Below are 15,656 nucleotides of genomic sequence, written 5' to 3' on the forward strand. Positions count from 1 at the left end.
GGCGGTCACCGCAGCGAACCGAACCAGCGTTCCAGCGAAGGCTCCAGCCCCGACGTGTCACCGCCAGCATCGCAGGCCCAGGCGACGATACCGTCGGGGCGGACCAGCACGGCGCCCAGTCCCAGCGTGTCGCGCGCCGTGGACATCACGCAGGTGACCGACCGCTGCCAGCGCTCAATGATCGGACCGAGCGGATCGCCGGTATCGAGCCCCAGCAGCACGCCCTGCCCTGCACGCAGCAGCTCTCCCATCCGACGGCCATCAGCCAGTTGGACGTCCGGTGCGCTTCGGCCAACCCGCGGATGGCTGCCGTCGAGCACCGGTGGCGGTGCTACACCCCACAGCCGCTCGGCGAGATAGGTGGCACCGTCGCTGGTTGCGGCCAGGTCGGCGATGACCGCCGCCAGCGCGCGCGCCCCGGGGCCTGGCCGCATCAACGCCACCTGCGCACGTGACCAGTCGAGCACCTGGGCGCCGATCGGATGGCGCTCAGCCTGATAGCTGTCCAACAGCGACTCTGCCACATCACCTCGCACCACCGCGGCCAGCTTCCACCCCAGGTTCATCGCATCGCCGATGCCGAGGTTCAGCCCCTGCCCGCCCAACGGCGAATGCATGTGCGCGGCATCACCGGCCAACAGCACGCGGCCGCTGCGATAGGCCGTGGCCTGGCGCGCGGCATCGGTCCATGTGGTGGCCAGATGCAACGCCGTGATCGTTGCCTCTCGCCCGGACACACGCCGCAGCAGCGCCTGGGCGGTGTGCCGGTCCAGCGGCGTGCGATGGCCGGCGCCACCGTCGAAATCGGCCAGCGCCAGCATGCCCGGCGGATTGAAATTGCACATGCCGTGTTCGGTGAACTGACGCCCCGGGACGAGCACCGACGGGTCTGCCAGTTCGACCTGCAGCGTGTGCCCGGTGAACTCCGGCGCCGTCCCTGCGAACACGAACCCCGACTGCTTGCGTACCGTGCTGCGGGCGCCATCGCAACCGACCAGCCAGCGGCCCCGCATCAGCCCGCGCCCGGTCTGGACCACCATCTGTGCTTCGCGTGCGTGCACCGCCTGCACCGTGCAGCCACGCTCGATCTGTACACCCAGTGACACCGCACGCTCGGCCAGCACCGCCTCCAGCGACTGCAGCTCGACCGCCATCTGGGTGGGCACCGGCGTCGGCAAGCGATGGCGCCAGCGCGCACTGTCCACGTTGTCCAGCGCAAAAGGAATGCCGGCGAAGTGGCCGCCCAGCGGCCGCGGTTGCGCCAGCCAATGGGCGGTGCCGGGCGGCGGTGCGCCGTTGTCCGGCTTCAGCACCTGACTGGCGGCAACCGCATCCAGCAGGCCACGTCGATCCAGGGCCTCCAGGGTGGGCGCGTTCAAGCCGCGCAAGCCAAAGGGCAGGCGTTTCAAGGGTGTCTCGGGCGACACTGCCTGCTCCAGCAACAGGACCGAACAGCCGGCCTGGGCCAGCTCGCAGGACAGGAACAGGCCGACCGGGCCGGCCCCGGCGATGACGACGTCGTACAACATGGGATTTCCCTGTGAGCGCCGGGCCGGCGCTCTGGCGACGCCAATGTTACACTCGGTGTACGTTTCCACAAGTGAACCGCCCATGATCCCGCCCCGGGGCCGCCGCGAGCAGCGCAAGACCGAGACCCGACAGACCATTTCGGACGTCGCCACCGAACTGATCATCCGCCGCGGCTTCGAAGCCGTGTCCATGTCCGAGATTGCCAATGCGGCGGGGGTCTCGCGCAAGACGGTCTTCAATTATTTCGCCAGCAAGGAAGACCTGGTGTTCGACCGCGATGAGGAGGCCCGGACCCTGCTTCGCGAAGGCATGGCGGCGCGCCGTGGCATGGCCCCGCTGGCCGCCTTCCAATCGCTGGTGCGGGAGCTGCTGGACAGCGGCCATCCGCTGTTACGGATCAACTCCGGTGCAGCGGCCTTCTGGGCAACCGTGGCCGACAGTCCGGTGCTGGTGGCGCACGCGCGACGGCTGCAGGCACAGCTGGCCGACGACCTGGCCCAGCTGATGGCCGACGCGGCCGGTCGGCCCGCGCAGGACGCGGAGGCACGCCTGGGCGCAGCCATGCTGCTGGCGTCGATGGTGGCCGCCTATGAGAGTGGACTGGCCAGCCAGCAGAGGGGCGAGGATCCGCGCCAAGCGATGCTGCAGCTGATCGTGCGCGGTGGCACCGGCGTGCTGGTGGCCTTGGCCGGCACCCCATATACCGACCCGGGCCTGCGTCCATAGCGCAATCGGGGGATAGGTCACGAAGCGTTGCAAATGCTACTCTTTCTCATTTGCAGCCCGCCCCGACCCCCTCATGCCGCTTCCAACCCCGCTCAAGCACGCCCTCTGCCTGGCGCTGCCCCTTTCCCTGGCTACGCCTGCACTGGCCTCCGAGGCCTCCGCTGACACCCCGAAGGACCTGGACAAGGTCGAAGTCCGCGGCCGCGCGCAGACCCTGTACCGCGCCAACGATGCGGCCGTCGGCACCCGCACCGATACCCCGTTGGAACTGGTGCCGCAGTCGATCCAGGTCGTGCCGCGCGAGCTGATCGACGACCAGGCCGCGCGCCAGGTCACCGATCTGTACCGCAGCATCAGCGGCATCAGCTTCTTCAGCTATGCCGGCGTCACCCTGCGCGGGTTCCGCCAGGAGAACGTTCTCTACGACGGCCTGCGTGGTGATCCCTATGCGGGCTTCTCGGTGCCGCAACTGTTCAATATCGAACGCGTGGAAGTACTGAAAGGTCCGGCCGGTGCGCTGTACGGCGGTGGTGATGCGGGCGGTGTCATCAACTATGTAACGCGCAAGCCCAAGGCGCGCGCCGAACGCCGCATCGAGCTGCAGGCAGGCGACAAGGACTTCCGCGCCGGATCGATCGAAGGCACCGGCCCCTTGAATGCCAGCGGCAGCATTCGCTATCGCGCCGGCCTGTATGCCGACAGCGAGCAGGGCGTGCGCTGGAATGCCGACAGCGAAAGCGTGATCGGCGATGCCTCGCTGGCCTTCGACGTTGGCCAGACCGGCGAGCTGGTGCTGCAGTTCACCGACATCACCCAGAACCTGGGCGGCAACCGCCTGCGCGGCGTGCCGGTGAACGATGCCGGCAGCTTCCTGACCGACCGCCGCTGGAACCACAACGAGGCCAGTGACTTCCTCGACATGCGCGCCAAGGTCGCACTGGCGCAGTATCGCTTCGCACCGCGCGACAACCTGGACGTGGACCTTGCTGCGCGCTGGTTCAGCAACAACGAGCACCAGATGTACCACGAGCCGATGGGGCTGATTGATCGTGACCGCGACGGCGTGGCCGAGTGGATGACGCGCCAGCTGCGCAACCAGATCCGTGACAACACTGCCTTCACCGCCAGCGGCAATGCCGTCTGGCGGATCAACACCGGCCGTATCGAACACAAGGTGCTGTTCGGCGCCGACGTGTACCAGCTCGACGCCGACTTCACCGCGCAGACCGCCAACAGCGCCGACCTGGCACGCGGCGCCGGCCCGGTGCGCGGCATCGACCTGTTCAACCCGGTCTATGGCGCGAGCACCTGGCATGACTACAACCTGGCCGCTCTGCCCTGGCGCAGCACCGCCACCCGCAGCAAGCGCTACGGCGGCTACCTGCAGGATGAGCTGGCACTGGGCACGCGCTGGCATGTGCTGGCGGGGCTGCGCTGGGATGGCTTCAAGGATCAGGACCGCATGGGTGGCGGCAGCGTGGATGGCAACGATCTGAGCTGGCGCCTGGGCAGTACCTTTACCGTCCGGGACGGCGTGAACCTGTATGCCAACATCGCCAGCGGCTTCGTGCCGCAGAGTGCCACCAACCAGAACCCGGCGGCCGGCGGACCGTTCGACGCGGAGCGCAGCCGGCAATGGGAAGTCGGTCTGAAGTCCCTGCTGGCCGACCGTGTGACCCTGAACATGGCGGCCTACCGCATCGACCGCAGCAACATCGTGCAGGCCACCGGCGAGGTGATCGGCGGGGTAAACCAACTCGCTGCACTGGGCCTGGTACGCAGCACGGGCATGGAACTGGACCTGCTGGCCGACGTGACCGAGCGCTGGGTGGTGAACCTGACCTACGCCTACAACGACGCACGGGTGAAGGATGCCGGACCGAACGGCATCACCAATGCCTCCGGCGACCGCTTCGCCAATGCGCCACGCAACAAGCTCGGCCTGTGGACGCGCTACGACCTGCCGTCGATCAACTCGGCCATCGGCTTCGGCGCCGACCATGTGGGCGAGCGTGTCAGCCTGGATGGGCAGACGGTCAAGGCGTACACGGTATTCGACATGAGCTGGAAGACCACGTGGAAGCAGTGGCAGTTCCAGGCCAACGTCAAGAACCTGTTCGACAAGGTGTACGCGGCCAGCGGCTTCATCGAGCGCAACGGGCATTTCCCGGGCGAGCCGCGGCGGGTGTATGTGCAGGCGGCTTACAGCTTCTGAGCGGAGCCACCTGCGTCGCCGGCATCTCGTGCCAGCGTGCCGCCTGCCCGGACGGTAGACCACCCCAATTCAGGTATCCTTGCGCGCAGTCAGCCACGTCTTCATGCGACCGCTGCGGTGCAGCATCGACGTTGCCGACGAACATACGATTCACCATGGATGTTTCAACGTAGTCACAGGGGAAAATGGATGAAGAAGTTCCTGTTCGCGGCGATCATCGCCGTGTCGCTGGCGGGTTGTACCACCAATCCGCCGCTCAATTTCTCGGTCCCGAACGTCGGGGTCAGCAGCAAGAAGATTGATGGCGAACTGAAGTCGCTGACGGTCACGCTGGCACGTCCGGATGAAGCCAAGGGCAAGATTCCCGCGCAGGCCCAGCACGAAGTGCCGCAGATGTGGCAGAACGCGCTGACCGAAGCGCTCAATAAGATGGCGGTGTTCCGCGACGATGCACCGGTGAAGTTGAGCCTGTCGGTGAAGATTCTGGCGATCGACATTCCCAGCTTCGGTGCATCGATGACCACCAAGACGATCGCCCGCTACGAGCTGATCGATCGTGCAACCGGCAGCATCGTCTACACCCAGGATGTCAGCGCATCCGGCGAAGTTCCGTTCAACTATGCCTTCGCAGGGGTAATCCGTGCCCGCGAGTCGATCAGCCGCTCAGCACAGAACAACATCGCCCAGTTCCTGCAGGCGCTGGAAACCGTGGACATTACCAAGCCGATGTTCCCGAACAAGCAGGAAGCGCCATGAAGCGCCTGCTGGTGGCTGCATCCGTTGCTGCGATGCTGACGGCCTGCGCGCCAAATGTGCGTACGGACAGTTATTCCATCGGTTCAGTGGGACAGGTCAATCGAACTGTCGGCGGTACGGTCATCAGCGTCCGCGCGGTCAGTATTGACGGTTCACAGGGCGGTGGTGCCGTTGCCGGCGCTGCGGCTGGCGGTGTGGCCGGCTCCACCATCGGTGGCAGCGACCAGGGGGCGGCCATCGGTGCCATTGGCGGCCTCGTGGTCGGAGCTATTGCCGGTGCAGCCTCCGAACGCGCACTCTCGCAGGCCAAGGGCCTGGAATATGTTGTGCAGACGGAGAACGGCAACCTGATGACGGTTGTGCAGGGCCCCGATCCGGTGTTCACCACCGGCATGCGGGTCCTGGTGCTGTATGGATCGCCCTCGCGCATCATTGCCGATCCGCGACAAGCGAAGACAGCGCCGTAACCCCCAACAATGCCCCTTTCGAGGGGCATCGTTGTATTGGATATCGAGGGGGAGGTGGCAACCCACCTCCCCCTGCCCAGGTCAGTGCGAGCAGGACACCAGCATCGAGCGGGTGGCCATCTGGGTAGAGGTGAAGCCGTTCCTGTTGCCCACCGCGATGGCATTTCCTTCATCGCCATCCTTGCTGAAGACCACATAGCCGCCTGGGCACATCTGCCCGGCCTTTTCGTAGCAGCCACTCCAGGAACTGGAACCGCTGCAGTCGATGGAAACACCACGGCGGCCATCGGGGGTGACGGTCATTTTGGCAGTGGTGCAGCCACTCAAGGCGGCAACCAGCAACAGCGGGACGAACAACTTCATGGGCACTCCAGGGGTTGGGGATAAGCGAACGGGCGCCAAGGCTGGAGTGCGCGGATTGCGCGAACCTTGCGCCGGGCGGCCCGCGCCGCAGCGGGTGTTGCGGCGTCACCGGCAGGCCCCGAAGGAACGCCATGTTCACGCAATGTTCCTGTAATACGGTGCCGGCGCTTGCCGCCCGCCTTATGCCTCCTTCCCGCCTGACGCCTGCCGATGCACATCCTGCTGATCGAAGACGAAGCCGAACTGGCTGCCACCCTGAAGTCTGCCCTGCAGCGGGAGCGCTACGTCGTGGACCTGGCCAGCACCCTGGCACTGGCCCGCCAAGCAGCACTTTCCGGATCACACGACCTGGTGCTGCTGGACCGCACCCTGCCCGATGGTGACGGGCTGGGGCTCATTCCCGTGCTGCGCGGGCGCAATCCGGGGGTGCCGATCATCGTGCTCAGCGCACTGGGACAGTTGCCGGACCGCATCGCCGGCCTGGATGAGGGCGCCGACGACTACCTGGCCAAGCCCTTCGCGCTGGAAGAACTGTTCGCGCGGATCCGCGCGGCCGGGCGCCGGCCGAGCGGCATGCAGGTGGAGCCGGTGAGCATCGGCCGGCTGCTGTTCGACCCCACCTCGGGCGAAGCCAGCGTGGGCGGACAGCGACTGGAGCTTCCGCGCCGCGAGATCCGCGTGCTGGCGGCCCTCGCCCGCCGGCTGGGCCGCACCGTGCTTCGCGAATCCATCGAGATGGCGGTGTACGGCTTCGACGACGGCATCCATTCCAACACGCTGGACTCGCATGTCTCACGCCTGCGGCGCAAGCTGGCCGACGCGGATGCGGGGGTGGAAATCCATGCCATCCGCGGTGTCGGCTATCTGATGCGGGAAACGAAGTAATGGCGCTTCGTCCCTCACTGAAGCGCCCGCTGATCGTCAAAACCCTGATCTACCAGCTGCTCGCACTGCTGGTGGCCTTCTTCGCATTGCTGATGGTGCTGGTGCGTGTCGACAGCGGCGGCTACTACACCATCCAGACCTTCGCCCCGGTGGCGGCAGAGGCCGTTCGTCGGGACAGCAAGGGCGAGCTGTATGTGGAACGCACGCCGGCGCTGGACGAGCTGCTGAAGATCGTCCCCGGCGCGTGGTTCATCGCCGAGGATGAGCAGGGCCAACATGTGACATTCGGCCACGTTCCGCCCGCCTACGCCTCGCTGGTCGGCGCCCTCGACGGCATTCCCTATGGCGACCTGCGCGGACGCGGCCGCAACGACGGCCTGGCCGTGGTGATACGCCAGCACAGCGGTCCGGCCGGCAAGCTGACCATCATGGCCCATGGCGAAACCGATTCGCTGACCTGGCAGATGGCGCTGGCCGCACACATCATCACCCTGCCGATCTTCCTGCTGCTGGGCCTGGCCACCATCATCCTGACCCCGATCATCGTGCGCCGCGCCCTGGCTGGCGTGGAGCGCATCGCGCAGGAAGCCCGCAACATCTCTGCCAGCCGTCGCGGCATCCGTCTGACAGAGACCGCCGTACCGGTAGAGATCGCCCCCCTCGTGACCGCGGTGAACGAAGCGCTGGACCGACTGGACGAAGGGCACGAACGGCAGCGCCGCTTCATCGCCGCCGCCGCCCATGAGCTGCGTACACCGATCGCCATCCTGCGGGTGAAGATCGATGCCACCGACGATTCCACCTCACGCAGCCTGGCGGTGGAAGTCGCTCGGCTGGCAACGCTTGCCGAGCAGCTCCTGGACCTGCACCGCATGGAAGCCGATGGACCGAAGGACTCCCTCAACCTGGCCCGCGTGGCCAAGCGGGTCGTCGCCGATCTGGCCCCCCTGCTGATCCAGTCCGACAAGACGGTCGCCGTGGCAGTGGAACCGAACTTCCCGGTGCTGGGCGAGTCCGGTGCCATCGAACGGGTGCTCTCCAACCTGGTATTGAATGCCGCCGAGCACGGTGGACGCCATATCATCGTGCGCGTACAGGGCAGCTGCCTTGAGGTGGAAGACGATGGACCTGGCATTCCGGTCGACCAGCGCGAACGCGTATTCGAACCCTTCCAACGCCTGCGCCCCCGGCAGACAGGCGCCGGATTGGGCTTGAACCTGGTGCGGCAGGTGATCGACCGCCACGGTGGCCACGTCACGATTCTGGATGCGCCCGGTGGCGGCGCCCTGATCCGCATCGAGTTCCCCGTGCATCCAGGCGTCACCAGCGCATTGGCGCCGGAGTACTGAGCGCATCGCTTCCACGTGGATGACTATGCGCGGATGACTACTGGCTGTCCGCGCGCCAGGACTGCGGTTGATGCGCAAGGTTGCGGCAATGTTCGCTGCCCAGCATCCAGGTGAGCGGCACAGCAGGTGCTGCGTCCGGAACTGACAGGAAGCCTGCATGTGACACAGGGAGCTCCTCCACCGCCCTCTTCCACCCCTGCCCCGCCGCCTCGGAATACGCCCAGCCTGACCGCCGCAGCATGGAACTGCCGCGCGCATGCAGGCCGCGCGCGTGGGTTGGAACACTGGCCGCACTGGCTGCGGATGATTCCCGAACGCGAGCGGGCCGGCGTACTGATCCGCCTGTTCGCCGCACTGTTCCTGCTGCTCCCAGGCCTTGCGCTGGTGGCTTCCGCGTATCGGCACGCGCATGCAACGGCCACTGCCGTGCTGGTGTTCGTCGCCGTGCATGCCGCACTGCACATGCTGGTCGTGTGGCGAGGGGCTGCACTGCGCCCGGCTCCCCCGCTGCTGCGGGCCCTGGATACGCATGCAGCCACCGTGATGCTTGCTGCCACGTTGATGATCATCGCGATCATCGCCGCCACCGCAACGCTGCCGATTGCGGTCTGCGCCGTGCTGCTGGTCGGCGCATTGTGCCACCTTTCGACCTTGCCCACGCCGGCGCAACGCCTCCGCCACGTGCTGTTGGCGCTCGGTAGCATGATCCAGTTCATCGCGATGGCACTGCTCACGCAGGGCATTGCCCACTGACACGCCTGCACCATCGCAAGGTTCGCGCAATCCAGCGCATCGAGACTCGACCACCATCCACACCTGTCGCCCCAGGCGTGCATTCCAACAGTCTCGAGGATCCACGATGCCCTGTCTCTTCCGGATGCCGCGCCGATGAGCGCCACACCGCGCAGCCGCCGCCGTGTGCTGATCATTGCTGCCGCACTCCTCTGCACAACGTTGGCACTCTTCGCTTGGCTCCGGCCCGTACCACCACCGAAGCTGCAGGTGGCACCGGTAACCCGGGGCAACATTGAACAGGTCGTTGAAGCCACCGGAACACTGAAGCCCTCGCGGCTGGTGAGCGTGGGCGCGCAGGTATCCGGCCGCATCGAGGCCCTGCATGTGAAGCTGGGCGACAAGGTGAAGGCCGGCGATCCGATTGCCGATATCGATTCGCGCACCCAGCGCAACGCATTGCTGAGTGCGCAGGCAGCACAGCGCACCGCGCGCGCCAACCGCGATGCGCTGGCCACCGACCTGCGCCAGTTCGAGCTGACATTGCATCGACAGCAGCAGCTGGTGACCTCGCAGTTGGTGGCACGCGCCGACGTCGATGCGGCCAAGGCCAAGGTCGATGCCACCCGGGAACAGATCGCCGCGCTGGAAGGTGAGATCGTGCAGCGGCAGACCGCCGTGGATATCGCACAGACCAACCTCGAGTACACCCGTATCACCGCCCCCACCGACGGCACCGTGCTGGCCGTGGTGGCGCGCCAGGGGCAGACCGTGAACGCGGTACAGAGCGCACCGACCATCGTGATGCTGGGCAACCAGGACGTGATGACGGTCTACGCGGAAATCTCCGAGGCGGATGTTGTGCACACGTCCGTTGGTCAGGAAGCGTACTTCACCATTCTTGGCGACGCGGGACGTCGCTACAGGAGCACGCTGCGCGATATCGCCCCGGCTCCGGAATCGATCACCCAGGAAGACGCCTCCGCCCTTGCTTCACCCGCGACCGGCGGTGGCAGCCGCACCGCCATGTACTACAACGGGCAGTTCGACGTCGCCAACGCCGATGGCCGCCTGCGCAGCTACATGACCGCGCAGGTGCGCATCGTGCTGGGTCGCGCCGACAACGTACTGACGCTGTCCTCCGCTGCGCTCGGTGCACGCGCGGCCGATGGCAGCTACAGCGTACAGGTGCGTGGCGCGGACGGGCACGCCCATGCGCGCCGCATCACCATCGGGCTGGACGACCAGATCCAGGTGGAGGTACGCAGCGGCCTGAAAGAGGGCGAACAGGTGGTGCTGGCGCAGGCCCGGGACGAAGCCGCTACCGCACACGCGCCGTCGAAATGAGCACATCCACCACCGCCCCTTTGCTGCGCGTACGCGGCATCCGCCGCGAGTTCGCGGCCGGCGAACAGACCCTGGTCGTGCTCGATGGCGTGGACCTGGACATCCACGCAGGCGAACTGGTGGCCATCGTGGGCCAGTCCGGCTCGGGCAAGTCCACGTTGATGAACATCCTCGGCTGCCTCGATCGCCCTTCCGCCGGTGCATACCAGATCGCCGGACGCGAAACCGCTCAGATGTCGCCCGATGAACTGGCCGAACTACGCCGCGAGCACTTCGGCTTCATCTTCCAGCGCTATCACCTGCTGACCGACCTGACCGCATTGGGCAATGTAGAAGTGCCAGCGATCTATGCCGGCATGGCGGGGGCCAACCGCCGCGCCCGCGCGGCCGAGCTGTTGGCGCGGCTGGGCCTGAGCGAACGTATGCAGCATCTGCCTGGCGAGCTGTCAGGTGGCCAGCAGCAGCGTGTTTCGATTGCGCGCGCACTGATGAACGGCGGCGCGGTGATCTTCGCCGATGAGCCGACGGGTGCACTGGACACCCACTCCGGCAGGGAGGTGATGAAGATCCTGGGCGAGCTGCATGCCGAGGGCCACACCGTGGTGCTGGTGACCCACGACATGGCCGTGGCCGAACATGCCCAGCGCATCATCGAGATCCGCGATGGCCGGGTTGTCGATGATCGCGCCACGGGCAGGGTCTCTGCCGCGAATGGGTCAGCGGCGGCCCCGCCGCAGCGCGGCGGTGGCAGCGGCTGGCAGGCGGTGCGTGACCGCTTTACGGAGGCGTTACGCATGGCCCTGCGCGCAATGAACGCGCACCGCATGCGCACCTTCCTGACCATGCTCGGCATCATCATCGGCATTGCGTCGGTCGTCTCCGTGGTCGCGCTGGGTACCGGCGCGCGCCAGGCCATCCTGTCCAACATTTCCTCGCTGGGCACCAACACCATCGAGATCTATCCCGGGTCCGGCTTCGGCGACCTGCACTCGGCGCGGGTGGAAACGCTCACCCCCGGCGACAGCGTGGCCCTGGCCGGGCAGCCGTTCGTGGACAGCGCTACACCCGGCGTGGCCACCACCGGCACCGCGCTGCGCGGCAACCGCTCGGCCAGCGTGCAGGTGCAGGGCGTCAGCGAGCAGTACTTCCGCGTGCATGGCCTGAAGCTGGGCGAAGGTGCCTTCTTCGGCCCGGCCGCCGTGGCCGGCTACCAGCAGGTAGTGGTGATCGATGCCAATACCCGCGCCCGCTTCTTCGCTGCGGTGGACAATCCCATCGGCCAGACCCTGCTGCTGGGCAACGTGCCGGTGCGCGTGGTGGGCGTGGTGAAGAAGGACGCCGGCGCGGTCGGCGATGCCTCGCTGCTGCGGGTGTGGCTGCCCTACACCACCACCATGGCGCGCATGCTCGGGCAGAGCCACGTTTCCAGCATCACCGTGCGTGTCTCCGATGCCATCAGCATGGAGGCGGCCGAGCGCGCCATCGGACGATTGCTGGCACGCCGCCATGGCAGCACCGATTTCTACATGAGCAACAACGCGCAGATCCGCCAGTCCATCGAACAGACCACCGGCATCCTGACCATGATGATCAGCTCCATCGCCGCCATCGCGCTGGTAGTGGGCGGAATCGGAGTGATGAACATCATGCTGGTGTCGGTGACCGAGCGAACACGCGAGATCGGCGTGCGCATGGCGGTGGGCGCGCGGCGCAGCGACATCCTGCAACAGTTCCTGATCGAATCGGTCCTGGTCTGCCTGCTCGGTGGCGTGCTCGGCATCGGCGTGGCCCTGGCATTGGGGGCAGGGTTGGCGCTGGCCAACGTGGGTTTCAGCCTGGTGTTCTCCGCCAATTCGATCCTGGCCGCCTTCGCCTGTTCCAGCCTGATCGGTATTGGCTTCGGCTTCCTGCCAGCACGCCGCGCCGCGCAGCTGGACCCGGTCGAAGCACTGGTTCGATAGCCAGTGACCTTACCTGCAGTGACGGCAGGTTCGCGCAATGTCTGCGGGCTCTACTGGAGCTACCAACAATGTCCGCACAGGAGCTGGACGATGTCTCTGAAACCAGGAGGAACCGCACTGCTGCTGGCAGCGGCTGCACAACTGATGCTGCTGTTGCCCTACTCCGGCGACGCCCATGCGCAACGCGGTAACCGCTACAACCCGCAGTGGGACCAGGACTACCGTGACCGCGATCGTGATGCATGGGAGCGTCGTGAACGCGAGCGTGAGCGTGACCGGGAACGTGAGCGCCGCCACGATGCCAAGACCACCGGTGTGGTGGTGGGCGTGGTGGGCGCAGCCGTCGTGGCCGGTGTGATTGCCGCAGCCGCCAAGCGCGAACGCGAGACCCGCGAACGCGCCGACTACTGCATTCGCCGCTACGGCAATTATGACCGCCGCAACGATACCTATCGCGGCGCCGACGGCTACACCTATCCCTGCCGCTGACCTGCACATCTCAAGGACATACGACCCATGAAGAAGACCGCTCTGTTGATCGCATTGTGCGCCGCTCCGCTGGCCTCCCAGGCCGCGCCGGCTGACCCGAAGCAGGCCTACATCGATTCCACGTTCACAGCGATGGACACCAACAAGGATGGGCGCGTCGACAAGGCCGAATACACCAGATTCCAGCAGGGGCGCTTCAGCAAGCAGGCCGATTCGATCGACGCCGCGTTCAGTGCCATGGACACGAACAAGGATGGCAGGATCAGCAAGGATGAAGCCACGTTGGTGCCGGAGATTGCGAAGTACTTTGCGGGCCTGGACACCGATGGTGATGGCTATCTGTCGCTGAAGGAGATGCAGCAGGCCATGGTGGCCGCGCAGACGGCAGACGCCCCGGCGAGGTAGCGCCCCGGTACTGGATGCCAATCCACATCGCCTTGGTGGGTGCCCACCTTGGTGGGCACGGCTGCGTCACCGCGCGCCAGGGCCAGAATGCCCACCAAAGTGGGCGGCTACCGCAGCGGTGAAATGGCATCCACCCAGGCGGACATCTACCCGGCTGGTACGCGTCGGTCGCCAAGCGAACTTAGCAATGCCCGCGCACCGAGTTGCAAAGACCGCGTGAGGCGAAGCTGCGACAGGCCGGGACCCTAGCCCATCCGTATCGCCGGGATGTCGCGCGCCTGCGCATCGACCTCCTGCTGGCGCTGCGCGTGTGCCTGTTCACGATCCGCACCGACTGCCTGCAGGGCCTGCAGTGACTGCTCGACCGGCGTCTGCACCGCCCGGTCCGTGGGCATGGAGGCCCGCAGATGCGCCGGATCATTCAACTCGCCCTGCACCACGAACACGTTGCGGCCGGCCGGGTGATCGGCAGTCTGCGCGCTCAGCAGCACATGGTCGGCGCGTTCGAGCTGGTTGTGGCGCGCCAAGGCCATCACGCTCGCCACCAGGCGCTCGCTGTTCTCGTCGTGGGTACGCCCGGCGCCGGCATCGATCGCGGCCACGCCTTCGCGCACCTGCTGCATCAATGCGTACTCACGGTGGCCGGGTCCAATGTCGGCCAGACGGGTCGCTACCTGCGCGGGATCCGGCACGTCGTCCACGGCTGCGGTCAGCGGGCTGCGGGTGATGGTCCGGTACGGGTCGTCCGGGTGGAACTGGGTGCGTTTTTCCTGGCGCTCCAGACGAACCTCGCGCGCGTCGTTGAGCTCGGCGATGCGGGCCGGATCGGTGATCTCACGCATCGACATGTGGCCACCACCCGCGCTGACACTGGCCCATTTCCTGTCCGCTTCGAAGTACATCGCGTAGTAGCTGTTGCCACCGATGACGTTCGGATCGACTGCTGAGCGCCCTTCCAGTGCCTGGGTGGCTTCCAGCACGCTCAACCGGGTCAGGTACTGCCCGCCCTTCGCCCATCCCATCTGGCTGATGGCATCGACGCTGGTGTTGCCTACGCGCGGGCCTCCGGCATAGTCGTTGTTGAGCATGTTGGTCCAGATCTGTTCCAGCTTCTCGGGGCCGCTCTTCTGCTCAGCCGCCTGCAGCAACACGCGCGGCGTCCAGCAGTTGGGATCGAGTTCATGCCGTTCAAATGCGCGGTCGTGAGCCAGCATCACGTCCTTGCCGGGGAGATTCAGTGCAAATTCGGGACGCCCCTGCTCCATCCAGAACAGGCGTCGCTCCAGGTCCTGGCGCAGAAGCGTCTGCCCAAACATCTCCCATTGGCGCTCGCTCAGCTGCGCGTCGGGAAAGCCGGAGCCCTTGCCTTCCTGATTCCGGGCATATTCCTGTGCATAGCTGTTCGCAACGCGGCCTGGCAGGCTGTCGTTGCGAACGACGCCCAGCGCAAGCGTGCCATAGCCATCCGCATCTGGCAGCTGCGACAGATAGTTCCAGTACAACTCACGGTTTCCGGCCCTGGCATAGCTGGCCAGAATCCTGAGATTCTCTTGCGTCAATCCGCCCATCGCCTGCTCCTGAATGCACTCACTGCCGGACGCGGGAGCGCGCGAGAAGATCCCGCACCGCATCTTCCATCCGCTTCCAGTCCGCCAGGAAGGCCCGCTTGTAGTTCAGCGAGATGGAAAGCTTGTTCTCCACATCCGAGAAATAGTGGAAGCACCCCGCAGCGGCTTGCCCTTGCTCACTGATGACCTGATCGCCCTGCAGGCGAACGCCATCCCCCCGAAACGCCGTGCTTTCGCATTTGATGAATGTGGTCAGGCTGCCGTTGGGAGCGCGCGCGATGTACCAGTCATCTTCATAGGCAGGATTACGGGTGGGCGGTTTTCCATAGCGTGCCTCGTATTCCTTCGAGAAAATCCCCATCCTCGTTTCATCAATGGCGTAAGGCGTCAGTCCCATGACGTCGGGCCGCGCAATACGCAGATCGAGTCGATCCCGAGGATCCCCTCGCTCCACCGATCCTTCCTCGGCGGATGCCTGGTTGGAGGACAATCGCTCCAATGATGTTTCGATTGGCGCACGATCGATGTAGTCGATCGCCACAGCAATTTCCTTCCGGAAATCATTCGTACGCGGATTCGCCCGGGCACCCGGCGGCGTCGGCTTCATGTCCGGCCACTCGATGACCAGCGTCACGCCCTCGCCGGGCCACGGTGCGATCTGGCTGTCCAGGTAGTTGGCCGGAATGCGGAAAGTGTTCGGCCCGAGCTTCACGTCCACGGGCGCATCGGTATAGGTGTGGCCGTTGATCGTGCGGCCGGTCTGCGTTGCGCCGGACATGGCGGGATTCCTTTCGTGTTCGGTGGACGGCGGCCGCGCACACGCGCCGGCACTCACCGCGACGGCAAGTGCAAGCGTCAGGCAA

15 protein-coding genes are annotated in these 15,656 nt (G+C 66.0%); 11 read left to right on the top strand and 4 right to left on the bottom strand.

Translation table 11 applies throughout. The annotated features are described in order from the left end of the window. Positions 1–5 precede the first annotated feature (5 nt). The gene (locus tag AC5P53_RS20165) at positions 6–1,529 is read right to left on the bottom strand and encodes an FAD-dependent monooxygenase (protein WP_241887423.1); all 1,524 of its coding nucleotides are present in this window, start codon (positions 1,527–1,529) and stop codon (positions 6–8) included. Positions 1,530–1,611: 82 nt separating this feature from the next. Here AC5P53_RS20165 and AC5P53_RS20170 point away from each other — a divergent pair, with 82 nt between their 5' ends. From AC5P53_RS20170 to AC5P53_RS20185, 4 genes are all read left to right on the top strand, one after another. Next, positions 1,612–2,256, top strand: a complete 645-nt coding sequence (locus tag AC5P53_RS20170; RefSeq protein ID WP_046431363.1) for a TetR/AcrR family transcriptional regulator — start codon at positions 1,612–1,614, stop codon at positions 2,254–2,256. A 73-nt stretch (positions 2,257–2,329) separates the two neighbouring features. Continuing rightward, a complete protein-coding gene (locus AC5P53_RS20175) occupies positions 2,330–4,471 on the top strand; it encodes a TonB-dependent receptor (protein WP_241887422.1) in 2,142 nt (713 codons plus the stop codon). A 189-nt stretch (positions 4,472–4,660) separates the two neighbouring features. Beyond that, positions 4,661–5,227 carry a putative periplasmic lipoprotein gene (locus AC5P53_RS20180; protein WP_032957416.1) on the top strand — a complete coding sequence of 189 codons (567 nt, stop codon included), beginning with the start codon at positions 4,661–4,663 and terminating at the stop codon, positions 5,225–5,227. Beyond that, positions 5,224–5,694 (top strand): outer membrane lipoprotein, encoded by a 471-nt coding sequence (locus tag AC5P53_RS20185; RefSeq protein WP_032957414.1) that lies wholly within the window; start codon positions 5,224–5,226, stop codon positions 5,692–5,694. The genes AC5P53_RS20180 and AC5P53_RS20185 overlap by 4 nt, the downstream gene beginning before the upstream one ends. An 81-nt stretch (positions 5,695–5,775) precedes the next feature. Here AC5P53_RS20185 and AC5P53_RS20190 read toward each other — a convergent pair whose 3' ends face one another. Beyond that, the gene (locus AC5P53_RS20190; protein WP_032957412.1) at positions 5,776–6,057 is read right to left on the bottom strand and encodes a hypothetical protein; all 282 of its coding nucleotides are present in this window, start codon (positions 6,055–6,057) and stop codon (positions 5,776–5,778) included. A gap of 210 nt (positions 6,058–6,267) precedes the next feature. On the opposite strand from AC5P53_RS20190, the gene AC5P53_RS20195 reads away from it, so the two are divergent. From AC5P53_RS20195 to AC5P53_RS20225, 7 genes are all read left to right on the top strand, one after another. Continuing rightward, positions 6,268–6,942: a response regulator transcription factor gene (locus AC5P53_RS20195; protein ID WP_014647595.1), complete on the top strand. Its 675-nt coding sequence runs from the start codon at positions 6,268–6,270 to the stop codon at positions 6,940–6,942. Continuing rightward, on the top strand, positions 6,942–8,291 hold the full coding sequence (locus tag AC5P53_RS20200; RefSeq protein ID WP_164166934.1) for a sensor histidine kinase: 1,350 nt from the start codon (positions 6,942–6,944) through the stop codon (positions 8,289–8,291). Before AC5P53_RS20195 ends, AC5P53_RS20200 begins: the two co-directional genes overlap by 1 nt. Positions 8,292–8,594: 303 nt before the next feature. Continuing rightward, positions 8,595–9,044, top strand: a complete 450-nt coding sequence (locus AC5P53_RS20205) for a hypothetical protein (RefSeq protein WP_080354615.1) — start codon at positions 8,595–8,597, stop codon at positions 9,042–9,044. A 135-nt stretch (positions 9,045–9,179) separates the two neighbouring features. After that, positions 9,180–10,370 (top strand): efflux RND transporter periplasmic adaptor subunit, encoded by a 1,191-nt coding sequence (locus tag AC5P53_RS20210; RefSeq protein ID WP_277878355.1) that lies wholly within the window; start codon positions 9,180–9,182, stop codon positions 10,368–10,370. After that, a complete protein-coding gene (locus tag AC5P53_RS20215) occupies positions 10,367–12,331 on the top strand; it encodes a MacB family efflux pump subunit (protein ID WP_241887414.1) in 1,965 nt (654 codons plus the stop codon). The genes AC5P53_RS20210 and AC5P53_RS20215 overlap by 4 nt, the downstream gene beginning before the upstream one ends. A 90-nt stretch (positions 12,332–12,421) precedes the next feature. Next, positions 12,422–12,820, top strand: a complete 399-nt coding sequence (locus AC5P53_RS20220) for a hypothetical protein (RefSeq protein WP_032957406.1) — start codon at positions 12,422–12,424, stop codon at positions 12,818–12,820. 27 nt (positions 12,821–12,847) lie between these two features. Further along, positions 12,848–13,225: an EF-hand domain-containing protein gene (locus AC5P53_RS20225; protein ID WP_014647601.1), complete on the top strand. Its 378-nt coding sequence runs from the start codon at positions 12,848–12,850 to the stop codon at positions 13,223–13,225. A gap of 245 nt (positions 13,226–13,470) precedes the next feature. Here AC5P53_RS20225 and AC5P53_RS20230 read toward each other — a convergent pair whose 3' ends face one another. After that, positions 13,471–14,793, bottom strand: a complete 1,323-nt coding sequence (locus AC5P53_RS20230) for a Smlt3024 family type IV secretion system effector (RefSeq protein WP_241887412.1) — start codon at positions 14,791–14,793, stop codon at positions 13,471–13,473. Positions 14,794–14,812: 19 nt separating this feature from the next. Then, a partial coding sequence (locus AC5P53_RS20235; protein ID WP_495227502.1) for a Smlt3025 familytype IV secretion system inhibitor occupies positions 14,813–15,656 on the bottom strand: 844 nt, incomplete at its 5' end.

Source organism: Stenotrophomonas sp. YJH_SMC_82 (assembly GCF_059368875.1).